Annotated in this window: 19 protein-coding genes and 1 tRNA gene; 10 read left to right on the forward strand and 10 right to left on the reverse strand. The window is 65.4% G+C overall.

What is annotated here, in order from left to right:
- Positions 1-121: 121 nt before the first annotated feature.
- The 4 genes from ettA to ACFQZZ_RS21210 all read right to left on the reverse strand — a co-directional run bounded on the left by ettA (position 122) and on the right by ACFQZZ_RS21210 (position 5,619).
- Positions 122-1,798 carry an energy-dependent translational throttle protein EttA gene (gene ettA, locus ACFQZZ_RS21195; RefSeq protein WP_378683393.1) on the reverse strand — a complete coding sequence of 559 codons (1,677 nt, stop codon included), beginning with the start codon at positions 1,796-1,798 and terminating at the stop codon, positions 122-124.
- Positions 1,799-1,877: 79 nt separating this feature from the next.
- Entirely contained in the window at positions 1,878-2,402 is a 525-nt protein-coding gene (locus ACFQZZ_RS21200; RefSeq protein ID WP_378683395.1) for a single-stranded DNA-binding protein, read from the reverse strand.
- Positions 2,403-2,611: 209 nt separating this feature from the next.
- Positions 2,612-3,580, reverse strand: coding sequence for a threonine/serine dehydratase (locus tag ACFQZZ_RS21205; RefSeq protein ID WP_378683397.1), 969 nt, complete (start codon positions 3,578-3,580; stop codon positions 2,612-2,614).
- Entirely contained in the window at positions 3,577-5,619 is a 2,043-nt protein-coding gene (locus ACFQZZ_RS21210; protein WP_378683400.1) for a cytochrome c oxidase assembly protein, read from the reverse strand. Before ACFQZZ_RS21210 ends, ACFQZZ_RS21205 begins: the two co-directional genes overlap by 4 nt.
- A gap of 81 nt (positions 5,620-5,700) precedes the next feature.
- Here ACFQZZ_RS21210 and ACFQZZ_RS21215 point away from each other — a divergent pair, with 81 nt between their 5' ends.
- Together ACFQZZ_RS21215 and ACFQZZ_RS21220 are read left to right on the forward strand one after the other, a co-directional pair.
- Positions 5,701-6,075 (forward strand): DUF4345 family protein, encoded by a 375-nt coding sequence (locus ACFQZZ_RS21215; RefSeq protein ID WP_378683403.1) that lies wholly within the window; start codon positions 5,701-5,703, stop codon positions 6,073-6,075.
- A gap of 103 nt (positions 6,076-6,178) precedes the next feature.
- A tRNA-Arg gene (locus ACFQZZ_RS21220) sits at positions 6,179-6,252 on the forward strand.
- A gap of 262 nt (positions 6,253-6,514) precedes the next feature.
- Here ACFQZZ_RS21220 and ectB read toward each other — a convergent pair.
- A complete protein-coding gene (gene ectB, locus ACFQZZ_RS21225) occupies positions 6,515-7,789 on the reverse strand; it encodes a diaminobutyrate--2-oxoglutarate transaminase (protein WP_378683406.1) in 1,275 nt (424 codons plus the stop codon).
- Positions 7,790-8,017: 228 nt separating this feature from the next.
- On the opposite strand from ectB, the gene ACFQZZ_RS21230 reads away from it, so the two are divergent.
- From ACFQZZ_RS21230 to ACFQZZ_RS21240, 3 genes are all read left to right on the forward strand, one after another.
- Positions 8,018-8,809: an ABC transporter permease gene (locus ACFQZZ_RS21230; RefSeq protein WP_378683409.1), complete on the forward strand. Its 792-nt coding sequence runs from the start codon at positions 8,018-8,020 to the stop codon at positions 8,807-8,809.
- Positions 8,802-9,635, forward strand: coding sequence for an ABC transporter permease (locus ACFQZZ_RS21235; protein ID WP_378683411.1), 834 nt, complete (start codon positions 8,802-8,804; stop codon positions 9,633-9,635). The genes ACFQZZ_RS21230 and ACFQZZ_RS21235 overlap by 8 nt, the downstream gene beginning before the upstream one ends.
- 128 nt (positions 9,636-9,763) lie before the next feature.
- Positions 9,764-10,630 (forward strand): ATP-binding cassette domain-containing protein, encoded by an 867-nt coding sequence (locus tag ACFQZZ_RS21240; protein WP_378684089.1) that lies wholly within the window; start codon positions 9,764-9,766, stop codon positions 10,628-10,630.
- A 27-nt stretch (positions 10,631-10,657) separates the two neighbouring features.
- Here ACFQZZ_RS21240 and ACFQZZ_RS21245 read toward each other — a convergent pair whose 3' ends face one another.
- Entirely contained in the window at positions 10,658-11,341 is a 684-nt protein-coding gene (locus tag ACFQZZ_RS21245) for a DUF4389 domain-containing protein (RefSeq protein WP_378683413.1), read from the reverse strand.
- Between the two features lie 270 nt (positions 11,342-11,611).
- Between ACFQZZ_RS21245 and ACFQZZ_RS21250 the strand changes: the two genes are divergently transcribed.
- The 4 genes from ACFQZZ_RS21250 (at position 11,612) to ACFQZZ_RS21265 (ending at position 14,960) form a co-directional block, all read left to right on the forward strand.
- Entirely contained in the window at positions 11,612-11,884 is a 273-nt protein-coding gene (locus ACFQZZ_RS21250) for an excalibur calcium-binding domain-containing protein (protein ID WP_378683416.1), read from the forward strand.
- Between the two features lie 53 nt (positions 11,885-11,937).
- Entirely contained in the window at positions 11,938-12,354 is a 417-nt protein-coding gene (locus ACFQZZ_RS21255) for a hypothetical protein (protein ID WP_378683419.1), read from the forward strand.
- Between the two features lie 231 nt (positions 12,355-12,585).
- The gene (locus ACFQZZ_RS21260; protein WP_378684092.1) at positions 12,586-13,722 is read left to right on the forward strand and encodes a PLP-dependent cysteine synthase family protein; all 1,137 of its coding nucleotides are present in this window, start codon (positions 12,586-12,588) and stop codon (positions 13,720-13,722) included.
- Positions 13,719-14,960: an MFS transporter gene (locus ACFQZZ_RS21265; RefSeq protein WP_378683422.1), complete on the forward strand. Its 1,242-nt coding sequence runs from the start codon at positions 13,719-13,721 to the stop codon at positions 14,958-14,960. The genes ACFQZZ_RS21260 and ACFQZZ_RS21265 overlap by 4 nt, the downstream gene beginning before the upstream one ends.
- 213 nt (positions 14,961-15,173) lie before the next feature.
- On the opposite strand, the gene ACFQZZ_RS21270 is transcribed toward ACFQZZ_RS21265, so the two are convergent.
- On the reverse strand, positions 15,174-15,560 hold the full coding sequence (locus ACFQZZ_RS21270) for a hypothetical protein (protein ID WP_378683424.1): 387 nt from the start codon (positions 15,558-15,560) through the stop codon (positions 15,174-15,176).
- Positions 15,561-15,887: 327 nt separating this feature from the next.
- Here ACFQZZ_RS21270 and ACFQZZ_RS21275 point away from each other — a divergent pair, with 327 nt between their 5' ends.
- Positions 15,888-16,424, forward strand: coding sequence for a DUF4254 domain-containing protein (locus ACFQZZ_RS21275; RefSeq protein WP_378683427.1), 537 nt, complete (start codon positions 15,888-15,890; stop codon positions 16,422-16,424).
- On the opposite strand, the gene ACFQZZ_RS21280 is transcribed toward ACFQZZ_RS21275, so the two are convergent.
- Genes ACFQZZ_RS21280 through ACFQZZ_RS21290 form a run of 3 tightly spaced genes read right to left on the reverse strand, consistent with a single transcriptional unit; the run spans position 16,425 to position 18,994 of the window.
- A complete protein-coding gene (locus ACFQZZ_RS21280) occupies positions 16,425-16,751 on the reverse strand; it encodes a hypothetical protein (RefSeq protein WP_378683430.1) in 327 nt (108 codons plus the stop codon).
- Positions 16,752-17,900: a fatty acid desaturase family protein gene (locus tag ACFQZZ_RS21285; RefSeq protein ID WP_378683432.1), complete on the reverse strand. Its 1,149-nt coding sequence runs from the start codon at positions 17,898-17,900 to the stop codon at positions 16,752-16,754.
- Positions 17,901-17,935: 35 nt separating this feature from the next.
- Positions 17,936-18,994: a ferredoxin reductase gene (locus ACFQZZ_RS21290; RefSeq protein ID WP_378683435.1), complete on the reverse strand. Its 1,059-nt coding sequence runs from the start codon at positions 18,992-18,994 to the stop codon at positions 17,936-17,938.
- Positions 18,995-19,082: the final 88 nt, after the last annotated feature.

Consider the following 19,082-nt stretch of genomic DNA (forward strand, 5'->3'; position numbering starts at 1 on the left):
CAGCGAGTCCGTTCTGGCGGGGTTGTCCGCATTTCCTTCGGCAGAGTGGCCGCAACACACCACTCTGCTCGACCGCTGCGACAGGCCGCACCCACGAGTGCGGCCCGTCGAGCCTCCGCGCTCAGTCGCGGGTGAGCTTGCGGTGCGTGACCCGGTGCGGGCGAGCCGCTTCCAGGCCGAGGCGTTCGATCTTGTTGGCCTCGTACGCCTCGAAGTTGCCCTCGAACCAGAACCACTTGGCGTCGTTGTCGGAGTCGCCCTCCCACGCCAGGATGTGGGTGCAGGTGCGGTCGAGGAACCAGCGGTCGTGGGAGATGACCACGGCGCAGCCGGGGAACTGCTCGAGCGCGTTCTCCAGCGAACTCAGGGTTTCCACATCGAGGTCGTTGGTCGGCTCGTCGAGCAGGATCAGGTTGCCGCCCTGCTTGAGGGTGAGCGCCAGGTTCAAGCGGTTGCGCTCACCGCCGGAGAGCACACCGGCGGGCTTCTGCTGATCCGGGCCCTTGAAGCCGAACGCGCTGACGTACGCGCGCGACGGCATTTCCTGGTTACCGACCTGGATGAAGTCGAGGCCTTCGGAGACGACCTGCCAGACGTTCTTCTTCGGGTCGATGCCCGCGCGGTTCTGGTCGACGTAGCTCAGCTTGACCGTCTCACCGACCCGCACGATGCCGCTGTCCGGATCCTCGAGCCCGACGATGGTCTTGAACAGCGTGGTCTTACCGACACCGTTCGGGCCGATGACACCGACAATGCCGTTGCGCGGCAACGTGAACGACAGATCCTTGATGAGTTGACGGTCACCGAAGCCCTTGTCCAGGTTCCCGACCTCGACCACCACACTGCCCAGGCGCGGACCGGCCGGGATCTGGATCTCCTCGAAATCCAACTTCCTGTGCTTGTCGGCCTCGGCCGCCATCTCCTCGTACCGGCCGAGACGGGCCTTGTTCTTGGCCTGGCGGGCCTTGGCGCCCGAGCGCACCCAGGCCAGTTCGTCCTTGAGCCGCTTCTGCAGCTTCTGGTCCTTCTTACCCTGAACCTCGAGCCGCTGGGCCTTCTTCTCCAGGTAGGTGGAGTAGTTGCCCTCGTAGGGGTAGGCGCGACCGCGGTCGAGTTCGAGGATCCACTCGGCGACGTTGTCGAGGAAGTACCGGTCGTGGGTGACGGCGAGCACGGCGCCCGCGTACGCGGCCAGGTGCTGCTCGAGCCAGAGCACGCTCTCGGCGTCGAGGTGGTTGGTCGGCTCGTCGAGCAGCAGTAGGTCCGGCTTGCTCAGCAGCAGCTTGCACAGCGCGACGCGGCGGCGCTCACCACCGGAGAGGTTGGTGACCGGCTCCTCCGGCGGCGGGCAGCGCAGCGCGTCCATGGCCTGCTCCAGCTGGGAGTCGACGTCCCACGCGTCGGCGTGGTCCAGGTACTCCTGGAGCTTGCCCATCTCGTCCATGAGCTCGTCGGAGTAATCGGTGGCCATGAGCTCGGCGATCTCGTTGAAGCGATCCAGCTTCACCTTGACCTCGCCGAGACCCTCCTCGACATTGCCGCGAACGGTCTTCTCCTCGTTCAGCGACGGCTCCTGCATGAGGATGCCGACCGTGGCGCCTGGTGCGAGGAAGGCGTCGCCGTTGTTCGGCTGGTCCAGGCCGGCCATGATCTTCAGCACGCTGGATTTACCGGCGCCGTTGGGGCCGACGACGCCGATCTTGGCGCCTGGAAGGAAGTTCAAGGTGACATCGTCGAGCACGACCTTGTCGCCGTGCGCCTTGCGAACTTTCTTCATTTGGTAAATGAACTCAGCCATGGAGGAAAGCCTATCGGTGTGAGGTTTGGTGGAACGAAGCAGAGCTACCACTGCCGCGAGCGCAAAACCAGCCGTGCGGTCAGGCGTCTGCCGGCGCGGATTCGTTGATCCGGGCTGGTACGGCAGGCATGGTCGTCGCGCCCTCCCCCAGCCCCTCGCCGTCGACGCGTGCACGGTCTTCTGCGCTCGATCGGTCACAGGTATTGCGGGTTAGATTACTCGGACCGAATGAACGGCCTGCTTCGGTCCGACGGATGAGCTGTGCGCCGCAGCGCGACAGGTCGGGACCGAGCGCACTTGCCCGCATTTCGAGGTCGCGCCTTTCGACACCTTCCTTGGTTCGGTATTCGTGCGACCGCAGCTGGCCGTACACGATGACCGGATCACCGCGGCGGATCGACGCATCCACCCCGGCCACCAGCCTGCGCCAGCAGCTGATCGTCAGGTACAGCGTCCCGCTGTCGACCCACTCCCCGGTTGCCGGGTCGAGCCTGCGGGAATTGCTGGCCATCCGGAAGGTGACCACCTGCTCCCCGTTCGTCAGATCCCGCTTGACCGGGTGGGTGACCACTGTGCCGACCACCGTTGCCATTGCCTCGTACATGGTTCCGCCCCTTCATGTTTCGCCCCTCGGCGATCGGCCTCGGGTGCGTCCTCCCCCACCAGGAGGGCACCTCCAGCCTGACCGATCCCCAGCCTGAGCGGACCCCCTGATTCCGAAGCTGTGGACAACTTTCTCGAATGTGGACATCGCCTATTTCCCGCATGAACGGCGAAGCAGCCGGGTTCGAGAGTGTCAGGAGCGACCGGGCCCTACAGAACGGCGAGGTCGGTGTTGGCCCCGCACAGGACCACCACCGGGCGCTCACCTTCCGCGGGAAGGTATGCCCCGCTCTGCACCGCGGCCAAGGCGGTCGCTCCCGCGAGTTCGACGACGATCCGGAATTCCCGCCACAGGTACTCGCGGGCGGTCGCGATGGCGTCGTCGGTGACCAGCACCGATCGCACGTCGTAGCGGCGCGCGATGTCGAAGGCGATGTCACCGATCCTGGTGGCGCCGAGCGAATCCGCCGCGATACTCGACACGTCGATATCCACCGGCCGGTTCGCGACCAGCGCCGCGTGCAGCGTGGGGATGCCCTCCGGCTCGATGCCGATCACCTGCTGGCGTCGACCGAGCGCGGTGGCGATCCCGGCGACGAGCCCGCCGCCGCCGACCGCGACCAGCACCGGCGGCCGTCCGCGCACCTGTTCCTCCAGCTCCAGGCCGACCACGCCCGCGCCCGCGACCACGGCGGGCAGGTCGTAGGCATGCAACTGCAAGGCGGCACGCTCTGCGGCCAACTCGGTCGCGTACAGGTATGCCTCGGCGTAAGTGGTTCCGTGCCACAGCACTTCCGCGCCGTAGGACCACATCGCGGCCACCTTGGTGTGCGGCGCCGACTCCGGGACGACCACGGTGCACGCTTTGCCGAGGCGCGCCGAAGCGAGCGCGGCGGCGATGCCCGCGTTGCCGCCGGAGGCAATGACCACCTGTTCGGCGTCGGCGCCCGACTCGAGCAGCGCATTGAGGCTGCCTCGCACCTTGAATGTGCCACCGTGCTGGAGGTACTCGAGTTTCAATGTCACCGGCACCGGTCCGTGCGGTCCCGACACGGTGGTGTGGAAGACCGGCGTCTTGCGGGTCTGCCCGGCCAGCCGTTTACGCGCCACACGAACATCCGATCGGTACACCCGCCGAGACGTTCGGTGCTGCGGCTCAACTAAAGCCCGCTCAATCACTTGCGCACCTCTCGGTCACGTTTTGCCAGCTCGGCGAACATCGCGTTGTGCGCGCCGAGGTCCGCATCATTGTCCCGCTCAGCGGCCCGGTCGGTCCGCTTCGCGAGTTTCGCATCGCTGCGCGACCATTGGATGAGCAGCGCGAGCATTACCACAACCAGCGGCACCTCACCGCTGGCCCATGCCAGGCTACCGCCGGTGCGCTGATCTCCGAGCAAATCGCTATTCCAGCCGAGGCCGAGGCTGCGGAAGAACCACCCGCCCATGACCGTGGTCATGCTCATCAGCGCGATACCGAAGAAGGCGTGGAAGGGCAGCGAGCCGAACACCATGCCCAGCTTGGTCAGCGGTTCGACCTGGCGCGGCTTGGGATCGATGCCGATGACCACCCAATAGAACAGATAGCCGCTGAGCAGGAAGTGCGCATTCATCAACAGGTGCGCGGCATGCGAGTCGACGAACGAGTCGTAGACGCCACCCAGGTACAGCGCATAGAAACCACCGACGAAGATCACCGAGGCCACGATCGGGTGGGTCAGGAAGCGCGACACCGGGTTGTGCACCGCGGCCTGGATCCATTCTCGCGGTCCCGGGATACCGGCGCGCCCCGCGGGCGGCAGCGCACGCAACGCCAGCGTGACGACACCGCCGAGTGCGAACAGGATGGGCGCCAGCATCGACAACGCCATGTGCTGGCCCATATGCACACTGAATACCGCGGGCGAATAGCGCCCGATCCCGGACGACGTGGCGAACAGCAGCACCGCACACCCGGACATCCAGGCAATGGTTCGGCCGACCGGCCAGGCATCCCCTCGGGCGCGCAGCCGTCGCACCCCGAGCAGGTACAGCACCGCGAGCACGATGGCCAGCGTGCCGAACATCAGGTCGAAGCGCCAGTCGAACAGCAATCGCGCGGCCGTCGGCGGCCCGGCCAGGTTGTAGCCGAGCTCCACTTCGGCAGGCGTCGGCACCGAGGTGGGCGGTGGCGGCGGGGTGCGCCCGAGACCGACGGCCAGGCCCATGGTCGCGGCGAACACCAGCGCCTCGACCCCGCCGAACCGGATCAGCGCGGCCCGATCACGCGGGTTCGCGGCGAACGCGGGCAGCGTGGCACGGCGCTGCAGGTAACCGAACACACCGAGCACGGCCAGCGCGGCGACCTTGGCGAGTACCAGTCGCCCGTAGGTGGTGCTGAACAGTTCGTCCCAGCTCGGCACTCGGACCCACGAGTTGATCACGCCGCTGAGCCCGATCACGATGAACGCGATCGTGGCGGTCACGGAGAACCGCCGGGTGGCGACATCGCTGTGGGCGCCACCGCGCATGGCGTGCGCGAGCACCGCGAACAACCCGCCGACCCACACGGCGGCGGAAACCAGGTGCAGGATCAGGCTGTTGGTCGCGAGGTCGTGCGCACCGCCCGAAGACGAATGTCCGGTCAGCGCCAGCGGCATCATGGTCACCATCGCGCCGCCGAACAGCACCGGGGTCCAGCCCCAGCGCAGCGCGAGCCGGCAGCCGACCGCGACGATCAGCGCGAATACCACCGTGGTTCGCCAGGCCTCTGCGAGGTCGATCTGACCGATCGCCCGCCACAGCTGTTCAGGACGCCAGACATCGCCGACCGGCTGGCCGGTCGTATCCGAGACGGTCAACGGGATCAGCAGCGCCGCGCAACAGGCCCAGGCGACGGCGAAATTCGACGCGCGCCGCACGGCTCGATATCCGCCGACGTCCAGCAACCCGTTGGCCTGCGGCGGCACCAGGAACGCCGCGAACAGCAGCGAACCGACCGTCAACGCCGCGGCGAGGTCGGCGAGCGCGCGGAGCGCGGGCAGACCATAGGTGGTCAGCGGACCGGGATCGGGAATGCCGAGCAGGCTCAGCGCCTGCGCCGCGGATAGTCCGACCACCAGCGCGGCCACCACCGCCGCCGTGGCGCCGGCCAGCGCGCTCAACATCGCGAAGGTGGACCCGGAACCCGACTTAAGCGTCTCGACGTCGAGTTCTGGTGACGGGTCCTGCGATGACGACATACAACCGAGCGTAGTTCGGCCGGTATTGCGTGGCCCGGTTGGGTTTGGGCCGATATTGTGGGCCGCGGACCCGGAGGTGCGATGTCGATCGTGTTGATTGCCGTGGTGGCGTTGTTCTTCGCCGGCATGGGAATTTATGGGCTGTTGCGGCCCAGCCAGCTGGTCGATCCGCTCGGCCTGCTCGCCGATCGCCCTGACGCTCGTGCCGAGGTGCGGGCCGTCTACGGCGGCTTCGGCATCGCCATAGCCGTGGTCCTCGGGCTCGCCGCCGCCGACGTCGGTGACCTGAGATACGGAGCGTGCCTCGCCGTCGCGGCCGCGCTCGGCGGAATGGCGTTCGGCCGGGTGTGGTCGGCCTTCGTGGAAAGCCCCTCCGCCTTCTATCCGGTCTGGTTCTTCCTGATCCTGGAGTTGATCATGGCCGGAATGCTGGTACTCGCCGCACTGCTCGACTGAGGTGACTGGAATGTTGCTAATGCTAAGAATCTAGCAATCTGGACGGTCGCTATACTTGCCTCGCTGGACAGCGCGGCCAATGTCGGCCATGGTGGATGCCACTGCCTCCGTAGCTCAGTTGGATAGAGCAAGGGCCTTCTAATCCCTAGGTCGCAGGTTCGATTCCTGCCGGGGGCGCAAGCTCGCAGAGTATTTACCCGCCGGGCTCCCACCTAAACCCTGGGAGCTCGGCTTTTTCTTCGGACATGCCGCGCGCGACGATGCGCGGTAGTGGCCGGCCACGATCGGCACCGTTCTACAGTCCGATCGAAGAGCCAGGGACTATCTCGACAGCCTTCCCATCGAGACGATCCCCTAGGTCGATTCCGAACGATTGTCGGGAAACCACCGATTTGCCGCCGAGACAGCCTGGCCCGCCCACGGATTCATCCGAGCACGTTCAGCCGGCACAGATCGCGCCGACCGCGCCCGACAGGATGACGAGGCCGTGGTCGATCTCCTCGTCGGTGATCGTCAACGGCGGCAAGAGCTTCACGACCTCGCCGTCCGCGCCGGATGTCTCTACGAGTAGGCCGCGGTCGAAGGCGAGCTGACAGACCTTGCCTGCCTGCGACGCGTCCTCGAAGACCACGCCTTGGACCAGTCCGCGGCCTCGGGTCGCGATGCCGGGGACACCCGTGGACAAGTCGCTCAGCGCTCGGCCGATCCGCCGCCCCTTCGTCAGCGTCGCCGCTTCCAGGGTGCCGTCGGACCAGTAGTGCTCCAACGCCACTCGCGCGGTGACGAAGGCCGGGTTGTTGCCGCGGAAGGTGCCGTTGTGTTCACCGGGCGCCCATCGGTCGAGTTCCGGCTTGAACAGCACCAGCGCCATCGGCAACCCGTAGCCGCCGATCGACTTCGACAGCGTCACGATATCGGGGGTGATGCCGGCGAGCTCGAAGGAAAAGAACGGTCCCGTTCGGCCGCAGCCCATCTGCACGTCGTCGACGATCAGCATGATTCCGCGCGCCGCGCACAGGTCGGCCAGCTGCTGAAGCCATTCCACGCGAGCCACATTGACCCCGCCCTCACCCTGGACTGTCTCCACGATGACCGCCGCGGGCTTGTCCAGTCCGGACCCGGAGTCGTCGAGGGCGCGACGCATCCAGCACAGATTGTCGGCGTCGTCGAGGTACCCGTCGTAGGGCATCGGTGTCACGTGCACCAGCGGCACCCCGGCCCCGGCGCGCTTCGCGGCATTCCCGGTGACCGACAGCGCGCCGAGCGACATACCGTGGAAAGCGTTGGTGAAGTTGAGGATGCCCTGGCGGCCGGTGACCTTGCGGGCCAGTTTCAGCGCGGCCTCCACTGCATTGGCACCGGTGGGTCCGGGGAACTGCACCTTGTACTCCAGCCCGCGCGGCGCGAAGACGGTGTCGCGCAGGGTTTCCAGCAGTCCACGTTTGGCGACCGTGGACATGTCGAGCCCGTGGGTGATGCCGTCGCCCGCGAGGTAGTCGATCAGCGCCTTCTTCAGAACCGGATTGTTGTGGCCGTAGTTCAGTGCGCCCGCGCCCGCGAAGAAGTCCAGGTAGTCCTTGCCGTTCTCGTCGCGCAGCCAGGCTCCGCTCGCGGTCTCGAACACCGTCGGCCAGGACCGGCAGTACCCGCGGACATTCGATTCGAGTTCCTCGAAAACGGTGCTATTTCGACCGACCTGCGCAGTGACAGTCATCGACCATCCTTCCTGTCGTGCGCGAGCAGCTCCGCCGGGTTGACCTCACGGCAAATCTGAAGTGACTGTGTTTCTAACACTGGTGCACCGAGTTCGTAGCACTTTTCCAAAAATCGCGCGGAGGCCTACCGCGCGTCCGCTGGCCCCCTCTAGAGTTGACTGTTTGTGCGCGCAAGAGCGGAGGGGGACGGTTGGCTCGCCGCGGCAGTGCCCTTTAGGCGAGCGACCATGGTTTACATTCACCTTGCCGGAGCAGGTTTCCGACGGCAGTCGCAGTACAAGCTTGCGATGTTCGCCGGGCTGTTCACGAACTGCGTGTTCGGTTTCGTCCGTGCCGCGGTGATGATGGCCGCGGTCCGCGCCTCGGACGGCTTCGGCGGTTACGACGAGGGATCGATCGGCGCCTATGTCTGGCTGTCACAGGGACTGCTCGGCGCGACCCAATTCATGGGTCCACCACTGGAACTCGTCGACCGAGTCAAGAATGGCGATATCGCGATCGACTTCTTGCGACCTGTCGATATCCAATTCGGTTATCTTGCCGCCGATCTCGGCCGCGCGGCGGCCACCATCCTGCCACGCGGCGTGCCGAGCGTGCTGATCGGAGTGCTCACCTTCGGGCTGACCATGCCGAACACACCCACCCCCTACCTGCTCGGGCTGCTCAGTGTGCTCCTCGCGGTGGCGTTGTCATTCCTGTGCCTGTTCGCCGTCGGGCTGATCGGATTCTGGGTGGTGGAAACACGTGGGCTGCGAGTGCTATACCAGATTAGCGGCACGTTTTTGGCCGGGCTGTTCGTGCCGGTGCACATGTTCCCGGACTGGCTGCGCACGATCGCGCATGCCACCCCGTTCCCGTCGATCCTGCAGGCCCCGATCGACATCCTGTCGGGCCGGGTTATCGGCACCGAGGCGGTGACGGTTGTTGCCGCGCAGGTGTTCTGGGTGCTCGTGATCGGTGCGGTCGGCCGGGTGTTGCTGGCGGCAGGGCGCCGCAGGCTGGAGGTGCAAGGTGGCTGAGCCGCCGTTCGTGCCCGCGCCGGCAGGCACCTGGCGCACTCCCTATGCGGCCGTGCTCGCGTCCCGGATCCGAGCGCAGCAAACATACCGATTGTCCTTTGCCAGCGAGATATTCAGCGCCTTCCTGATCGGGCTCGTGGAGTTCGCCGAGGTATGGGTCATCTTCCACAATGTCCGGGTGCTCGGCGGCCTCGACCTCGACGGGGCGCTGCTCTTGTTCGGGCTCAGCAACACAAGTTTCGCATTGGCCCAGGTCTTGTTCGGCCACCTGGATTCGCTGCCGATCCTGATCCGGATGGGCACGATCGACGCCTACTACCTGCGACCACAGCCGCTGCTGCTGCAGCTCATCACGAGCGACATTTCGCTGCGCCGCCTCGCTCGTGCGTCGGTCGCCATAATCGTGCTCGGCCTCGGCCTGATCCGCAACGATATCTGCTGGGGCCCTGACACATTCGCGCTATTGTGGACTACGCTGGCAAGTGGGATCGCCGTCTTCGGCGGCTTGTTCGTGTGCGCCGCGGGCGCACAGTTCTTCCTGATCGACGGATCCGAACTGACCAACAGCTTCACCTATGGCGGGTCGTTCGCCGCCATGCAACCCGCCTCGGTGTTCCCGACGCCGCTGAAGCTGCTGTTCGGATTCGCCATCCCGGTTTCGTTCACGGCTTATCTACCCACCATCGCGCTGCTCGACCTGCCGGGACCGCCACTGCTGCCTTCCTGGCTGGCATGGCTGGCCCCGGTGGCGGCGATATGGGTTTGGCTGCTCGCGCTCGGCTTGTGGCGGATCGGTACTCGGCACTATCAGGGAGGCGGCGGATAAGCGTGGCGGACACCGAATTACCGGAAGCGATCATCGATATCAAGGACCTGACAAGGGAATTCATCCTGCATCGTAAGAACGGCCACCGCTGGCGAAGACGCCGCGAAACACTGACGGCGGTCGACAAGATGACCTTCCGTATCGAGCGTGGCGCCGCAGTCGGCTATATCGGGGCAAACGGGGCGGGCAAATCCACCACCATCAAGATGCTGACCGGCATCCTGGTCCCCACCACGGGCACCGTGCGCACCTGCGGCCTGGAACCGGTCCGGCAGCGGCGCGAACTGGCCGGCCGCATCGGGGTGGTGTTCGGGCAGCGTTCCCAACTCTGGTGGGATCTCCCACTGCGCGAATCGTTTTCGATCCTGGCCGCCATCCACCGGCTGGAGCCCGACGTCGCGCGCAAGCGCACGCACGAACTGGTCGAACAGTTGGAGATGGCCGAAACGCTGGACACTCCGGTGCGTCAGTTGTCCCTCGGGCAGCGGATGCGGGCCGAGGTCGCCGCGGCGCTGCTGCACTCCCCCGAACTCGTGATCCTCGACGAGCCGACCATCGGCCTCGATGTGCTGTCCAAGCAACGACTCCGGGAGTTCCTGCGCGCCGAACGCGTCGACCGCGGCACCACACTGCTGCTCACCACCCATGACATGGGCGATATCGAACGACTATGCGATCGGGTGCTCGTCGTCGACCGCGGCAGCCTGGTCTACGACGGTTCGGTGAACGGACTCGCGGTCCGGGTCGGCGCCCGTCGCGTGCTGACCGTCTACCTGGCCGAACCGACCTGCGACCTCGACAATCTGCCCGGCGCCGAGCTCTTGACAAGCGAGGGCGACGGGGTACGACAGCGGCTCGCCTTCGATGCCGAAAGGACCACGGCCGCACAGCTTCTCGCGGCGGTGTCGGACCGCGCCGAAGTCCGTGACCTTTCCATCGAAGAGCCGGACATCGAGGATGTGGTCCGGCGGATCTATGAATCCGCCACCTGGTGATCGATGCCCGGCTCTATCGCGGTGTTTTCAGTTGTTCTCGGACTCCCGCGCGCCTTGGTCGAGCCGGAACGGCGGGTATTCGTCACGCAGCAGCGAGGTGTACACCTGCACCCGCAGCACCCACCTGCTGATTCCCATCGCGAAATCGAACAGGCCGCTCGGATAGACCGCGGTGAACAGCAGCGCCACCACCGCGATCAGTGTGAGGATCGGCAGCAATGGCACCCAGGAGACGCCGTAGTCGTCGCCGAAGGCCATGTATCCACCACCGACGAATGCCGAAACCACCAGGTAGTGCGGGATGGCCAGCAACCACCACTTCACCAGGACTAGGCCGCGATGCAGATTCTCCGGATAGTCCACCTCGACATCGGCCGCGTATTCCGCGTTCGACTGGAGGCTGAACGGCGGGTACTTGTCGGTGCCAAGCGGGGACCAAGCGTAGAACCCCACCCGCCAGCCCCAGCGGATAACGCCCACGGTGAAATCGAACAGCCCACGCGGATATTTCCCGGTGAACAGGATTGCGAAGAACGCGATCACCGTGACAACGAACCACGCGATGTGCAGGAAGAATAGAACAATGTAATGCGGTATGGCCAAGAGCCACTTGACCAACCACATCCACCGCGACAACGCGGGGTCGAGATCTCCTCTGATACGAACCGGATTGACGGACTTTCCCAGATCGACAGGGTTTTCGGGTTCCATGATCGACGCTCCTTCGGGTGCTTCGACACACGCAACGGATCGGGTTGCGGAATGTCCCGATTGTCCCGTACCGAAGAAGCGCCGGAGCCACGTTCAGGTACCGACACGCCAACGAATCCCCCACCGAAGAATGCTCTCTGGTCGAGCCGCGTACTCCCCGCCGGTGGCAACGCCGTGTTGCGCCTCGACGCCCTGGCACGAAACACTGGGCGGCGTTTGTCCAACCTAATTACCTCGGGGGTAATCCGAATGCGTAAGTCTCGTCCTGTCGTGCTCATAATCGGTGCGCTGCTGGTCGCCGTGCTGGTTTTGTCCATGAGCGGCTGCGGCAAGAGCAAAAAGCGTCGCAACTCGACGTCGTCCCGACCGGCCGCGACGTCGACGGTCACCAGTACCCCGCAGCGTCCGTTCAAGGACTGCAACGAAGCGTGGGCACTCGGGAAACCGCCGCTGCGGCGGACCGACAAGGGCTACTCGATCACGCTGGACAAGCTCGACGGCGCGGAGGACGGCGTCGCTTGCGCAGTGCGTCCGACCCGCTGAGACCGACCGATCAGCCCGTGACATCCACGGCGTGGCTTGTACCATCGGGAAACGTGACGTTCAGCGCGGTGCGTTTCCGGGGAATCCGGGTGGTGGCCGCCTTCGCGGTCACCCTCTGGGCGCTGACGCTGGCGCTGCCGGAATGTCACCTCTTCCCGCCGGCCGGTGCCGACCACGCACATATCGAATCGTCTGGTCCGTCGGTCGCTTCACCAGTGACGGACCCGTTCGAGATCGATCGTCATCAGCACGCCGCGGTGCCGGACCAACATCTGCCGAACGACGCCATCATGGTCACGCTGCCTCGTGGCGCGTCGTCGATGCTCGGCCTGTTGATCCTCGCCACCGCACTGGTATTCGTGCTGCCGTTGCCCGCCGCGCTCGGCGGCGGGCTACGCGCACCACCATCTCGGCTGTCTGCCTGTCGAGGCAGGGACATTCTCGTTCGAATCGGTATCGCCAGGATCTGATCGGCCAGCGTCAGGCCGGAGCTTGCCGGGGCCCGGCCGGTGTTCGTGCGTTCCCGCACTCACACCCGCTCGCTGTTCACCAGCGACCGAACAGAATCGACGATTCCCATGCAGCACCTGGCTGTGCGCACACAAGCCCTGCCCGAGCCCGCTATTCCGACCGACCCGGCCCCACTGCCGAGTCCGGCGAGCCTGTTGACGACGGCGAATCGCTGCCAACGCCCGGCCACCATGGTCGGCAATACCCCGGTCCTCTGGATCACCGAACCACTCACTCCCGCACCCGATTCGGCGCATACGTCCGACGGACGCGGGTTCTGGGCCAAGTTGGAGGGCGCCAACCCTGGCGGCATGAAGGACCGCACCGCCCTGCACATGGTGGCGCGCGCCACCGCGCGCGGTGAGCTGACGCCGGGCGCCCGGATTATCGAATCGACCAGCGGCACCCTCGGTTTGGGGTTGGCGCTGGCGGGCATGGTGTATCGACATCCGGTCACTCTTGTCACCGATCCCGGCCTGGAACCGCTCATGCGGCACATGCTGGCCGCTTACGGCGCGAGCGTGGAGATGGTCGCCGAGCCGCATCCGACCGGCGGCTGGCAACAGGCCCGGCGCGACCGTGTCGCGGAACTGCTCGCCGATGATCCGCACGCCTGGTGCCCCGACCAATACCGCAACCCCGACAACCGGGATGCCTATGAGCCCCTTGCCATGGAACTGGTCGCGCAACTCGGCCGGGTGGACGCACTGGTGTGCTCGGTGGGCACCGGGGGTCATTCCGCGGGCATCGCCCGTGTGCTGCGCCGATACTTCCCGCGGCTGCGGCTGATCGGCGTCGACACCGTCGCGTCCACCATCTTCGGGCAGCCCGCGGGACAGCGGTTGATGCGCGGGCTCGGCTCCAGCATCTATCCGGACAATGTCGACTATCCGGCGTTCGACGAAATCCATTGGGTCGCACCGGCCGAGGCGGTGTCGACATGCCGGACACTGGCCGCGACGCATCACGCGAGTGGCGGATGGAGCGTCGGCGCGGTCGCGCTCGTCGCAGGCTGGCTGGCCCGCACCAGCGACCCGGACGTGCGAATAGCCGCCGTCTTCCCGGATGGTCCGCTGCGCTACTTCGACACCGTCTACAGCGACGAATACTGCCGTGAACACGGGCTGCTAGGCATCGATCCGCCGAATGAACCAGCCACCATTGCCCATCCGGCAGCCGCCGTCGTCGACTCGTGGACCCGTTGCACCACCGTCGTCGATCCCCGCAATCGCGACAGGGGCGGCGATGCGACCGCACAGCAGCCGAACCGGCAGACCGATCCGGCAGCACCGTCGCACACCGAAACAGCACCGGAGGTCACCCGGTGACCGGCGTGTACGCCACCTACCGATCCTTCAACCGGCCGAGCCGGATGCTGATGGTCAACCAGTTCGCCATCAACACCGGCTTCTACATGCTGATGCCATACCTGGCCGGATATATGGCCGGTCCGCTCGGCCTGGCCGCCTGGGCGATCGGACTGGTGCTCGGCATCAGGAACTTCTCCCAGCAAGGCATGTTCCTGGTAGGCGGCACCCTGGCCGACCGGCTCGGCTACAAACCACTCATCGTGGCCGGGTGTCTGCTGCGTACCGGCGGTTTCGCATTGCTCGCCTTCGCCGATTCGCTGCCCGCGCTGCTGATCGCCTCGGCGGCAACCGGTTTCGCGGGTGCACTGTTCAATCCCGCGGTGCGGGCCTATCTGGCGGTGGATTCGGCCGAGCGCAGGGTCGAGGCGTTCGCGGTGTTCAATATCTTCTACCAAGCAGGCATTCTGTTCGGCCCGATCGTCGGTCTGGCCTTGATGACCTTCGATTTCCGGGCGACCGCGATGGGCGCGGCGGTGGTGTTCGGATTGCTTACCCTCGCCCAACTCGGCGCACTGCCGCAGCATCGAGCCGAACCGAAATCCGCGTCGGTGCTCGACGACTGGCGGGTGGTGCTCGCCAATCGTCCGTTCCTGCTCTTCGCGGTGGCGATGATCGGCTGCTATGTGCTGTCGTTCCAGGTCTATCTCGCGCTGCCGATGCAGGCCGCCCGGATCGTCGGTGCGGATTCGGCCGCCACGTTGATGACGGCGGTGTTCGTGGTGTCCGGCGTGATCGCGATCGCCGGGCAGCTGCGCATCACCCGCTGGTTCACCGAACGCTGGGGCCGCCCGCACAGCCTGGTCTTCGGTATGGCGATTCTGGCGGTCGCGTTCGTCCCGCTGTCGCTGGTGCCGGGTACCGGGCTCGGCGTCTGGACTGCCGTCGGTGCGCTGCTGGTCACGGCGGCGGTGCTGGGTGTCGGTGCGGCGGCGGTGTTCCCGTTCGAGATGGACACCGTGGTCGCGCTGTGCGGTGATCGGCTGGTCGCCACCCACTACGGCTGCTACAACACCATCGTCGGAATCGGAATCCTGCTCGGCAATCTCGGCACCGGCACGATTCTGGACACCGCTCGTGCCGCAGGCATGAGTTCGCTCGCGTGGGCCGCGCTGATCGCGATCGGCGCGGCGTCGGCGACCGGTCTGTATGCGCTCGCACGGAGAGGGCGGCTGAACGCACCACTGTCCGTCGGCTGAGCATTCACATCGCAAACGCAAAACCGCCCCGGGCACAACGTGCCCGGGGCGGGATGAAATGTCCGCGGAAAGCCTTATCCGCCGAAATCGCCAGGCTCCCTTCTGGGGTTACCGACGACAGCCACCCTGCCGAGCCGCTCTGATAGATCACTGATCATTAGCTGAGAGCAGCCTTTGAAGGGTGAGTGTTTCAAACATGGAGGTCGATCCCGGTCAGCTCGGCGCCTGACCTGTCGCCGAGTACAGGCTCACTTCACCCTCCTCGCTGAGGAAGGCATTCACCAGCATGGTGCGGTTGGCCGCCATCTCGTCCGGCTCGGGAGCACTGGTGGTAATCGAAATCTGCGGAATGACAGCCCAGTTCACGACATAGCGTTCGGGCGGGCCGTCGTCGTCGGACAGTCGCGCGAGTCGGAACACAGACACCGTTTTGCGGACGATGAGGTTGCGCACGACCTCCGCGATTCGCTCGGGGTCTTCCAGGGCGAACATGAAGCCGAATGTCAACTCGGGCGAGGACACATACGCGGGCACGAACATCGAGGCTAGCGGATGGAAGGACACTCCGCAGCCGCCTCGCCAGAACAGGTTGCTGCCCATACGCTCACGGATTTCGTCGCGGCATCGATGGTGCCATTCATGTGACCGATCCGTAACGGACCATAACGATTTCCAGGCAGCTTCTGTATTTTTACACCATACTGTTGCGCCGATCCGACTATCGCGCTTTCCTGAAAGAGTCCCGATTTCTCGGGCCGTCTTCCTCATCGCATCGTCGCGGATTTCCCGGTTTCTTTGCCGTGTTGGTGGACTGTGGGGTGGCGCTCCGGGCGCGGGTCTGCGCCGGAGCCGAGGGGTGCCCCTCCCCGAAATCCCCCTCGGCCCTGGCGTATCCAAAATCGCATCGTTACCGCAGGGGTACGCATCATGCCTACCGAATACGCAGAAGGCCGTATCGGAACCGGAGAGCTGCCACCACCGTCGGCGCTACTGCGCGCATTCCGCGAGCCCGACAATCCGAACCGCCGACAACACCGGGTACTCGACACGGCACGCGAACTCGTCGAATGCCATGAACGCAGGCGCAGCGCCCAGCAGGCCGCGCACGCACCCGGAGCGTCCAGCGGGCGGGTCGCGGCGTGCAACCAGCTGGTCGAGGACATCGACGGACACCGCGCGGAACTGGTTGGTCGCATCGACAATTGGGTGGCGGCCAATATCCAGCACCGCACCGGCGCCTCACTGCACACCGAGACCCTCGGCGCCGTTATCGACCGCATGGCCGCGAAATGGATTGCAGCACAACAAGCTTTGGGAATGAAGGCGTCAGTCGACCCGCCGCACCCACTGCAGCTGGACGGGGAAGCCCACCTGCAGTGGTGCCGCTTGGCCGAACTGGCCGACGGGTACAAGGATCTGATCACCGACGTGAACGAGCACCGACGCCGACTGCCGGTGTGGTGATCACCTGGAGTCTTCGGCTCCCGGCTCGACCACCTCGGCTTCGACGAACGCCGCGGCCGCGGAGGGCTCTACCTCCGCGTCATACGAAATGTCGGCGTCGTCGAGCAGATCGTCGGCGAACCCGTTCTCCTGCGGCGTCTCGGCATCACGCCGCGCCGCCGCGGCGGCTTCGTTCATCTCGATGGCATCGGTGATCCACTCACCGATCTCCCGAGTGACTTCCTGCACGGTGCCGGTGATGATCGACGCGATATTACCGACATGCCGCGCACCGGACGTCGTTAATTCTTGAATTAAATCCTTGTTGCTCTCGAATTTCCCGATCATTCACACGCCCACTTCGGTTGGCTGCCGTTGTCGCATCACGATAACACCGGGCGTGCTCTCCTTCCCGACCAAGAACGGCGGAAGTGCGAGCTTGAAAAGCTTTCCCCACACCGAACCGATCTGCTTGCCGAACGAGCCGGTGTTGTACGGCAAACCGTACTTTTCGCACAGCGCCCGCACCTCCGGCGCCAGCTCCGGATACCGATTCGCGGGCAGGTCCGGGAACAGATGGTGTTCGATCTGGTGCGACAGATTGCCGGACATGATGTGGAACAGCTGGCTGCCGGTGATGTTGGCCGAGCCGAGCATCTGCCGGACGTACCACTCACCGCGCGTCTCGAATTCCGTCTCCTCTTCGGTGAACGTCTGTACGCCGGTCGGGAAGTGGCCACAGAAGATGATGGAGAAGGCCCAGACGTTGCGTACCAGGTTCGCGGTGACGTTCCCGGCCAGCGTGCTGAGGAACAGCGGGCCCGACAGTGCCGGGAAGACCACATAATCCTTGAGCACCTGCCGGCCGGCCTTGCGCCACTGGCCGCTCAGCAGCTTCTTGACATCGGCCCACTTGCGCCGACCCCGCACGATGTTCTCGACCTCCAGGTCGTGACCCATCACGCCCCACTCGAACAGCATCATCAGGCCGAAGGCGTACAGCGGATTGCCGAGCCGCAGCGGGTTCCACTTCTGCCCCTCGTCGACGCGCAGGATGCCGTATCCGATGTCCCGGTCCTTGTTGTGGATGTTGGTGTAGGTGTGGTGCATGTAGTTGTGCGAGTGCCGCCACTGATCGCCAGGGCAGACGTTGTCCCACTCGAACTCGCGGGAGTTCAGGTCGGGCTCACGCATCCAGTCGTACTGGCCGTGCATGACGTTGTGGCCGATCTCCATGTTGTCCAAGATCTTCGACACGCTCAGCGCGGCGACGGCCGCCAGCCAGAACGGCGGTAGGAAGCCGAGATACATCAGGCCACGGCCGGCGACCTCGAAACCGCGCTGCGCCTTGATGATCGAATAGATGTACTCGCGGTCGCGGTCGCCGAGGTCGGCGACGATCCTGGCACGCAGCTCGTCGAGTCGGCGGCCGAGCTCCTCGACTTGATCTGGAGTCAGAACGAGCGGGCCGTCTTTCGTTTCGGTCAGAATAGTCATTTCGCTACTCCCCTTCGATGTTGAAAATCGATTGCTCAGATGTCGATCTCGACGTCGCCGACAGGCGCGTTGATGCACAGCTGGATGGGCTGATCGGGATCGCTGTCGGTTTCGCCGGTACGCACGTTGCGGGTGCAGCCGGTACGCCGAACCGCGGTGCAGGAGAAGCAGATACCCATCCGGCAGCCGTATTCCGGCCTCAGACCGGCCGCTTCGGCCTGCTCGAGCAGGACGGCGCCATCGTTCTCCGCGCTTACCCCGCTGGCCGCGAAGCTCACGGTGCCGAACGCCTCGCCCACCTCGACGGGCGCCACCGACAGGGTGAACTCCTCGGTGTGCAGCCGGTCGGCCAGCTGCTCCGCCTCGAAGATCTTGCGCACCGAGTCCATCAGCCCGGGTGGGCCGCACACATAGGTTTGCGCGTCGGCGAACCACGGCGCGACCCGCTCCAACTCGTCGTAGTCGAAGTAGCCCGAACCGTAACTCGTATAGCGCGATTCGATGCGGAAGTTCTCGTGCACCCGCTCGATCTCCGCCAACTCCGTGCGATGCGGCTGTACCTCAGGTGATTTCGCGTAGTGCAGGAAGGTCACCTCGCCCGGATATCCCTCGTCGGCGAGGGTGCGAAGCATCGAAAGCACCGGCGTGATGCCGCTGCCGCCGCTGATCAGCAATATCCGGTCCGGGCGCGGCTCTGGCAGCCGGAATACGCCCGCGGCCGGCCCGAGGTCGACCACCATTCCGGGCAGCGCGCTGCGGTAGAGGTATTGCGACACCAGGCCGCCAGGGTGCGCCTTGATGGTGAGCTGGATGTGCCGGTCACGGCGGGACGGCGCGTTCACCGGCGAATAGCAGCGGGTGTGCCTGACACCGTCGATTACCACACCGATCTGGACGTACTGCCCGGGGGTGTGACCGGTCCACTGCCTGGTCGGGCGCAGGGTCAGCGTGACCGACCCCAGCACCGAGCGGCGCACGTGGATGATCTCGGCCCGCATCACCCGAGTTGTCAGCGTCGGGCGGATGAGTTCCAGGTACCGATCGAGAGGGTGCGGCGTGGTCAGGGTCTGCACCAGGTTGATGAGATCCACCATTCGGTTCTCCGTGCCTTGCTTGTCGGGAGCCGGGGCCCTGCTTGTCAGGGCTCGGGACGTGCGTCAAATTTCAGTGCACGTCTGTACA

The sequence above is a fragment of the Nocardia sp. GCM10030253 genome (assembly GCF_042675075.1).
Classification (GTDB): Bacteria; Actinomycetota; Actinomycetes; order Mycobacteriales; family Mycobacteriaceae; genus Nocardia.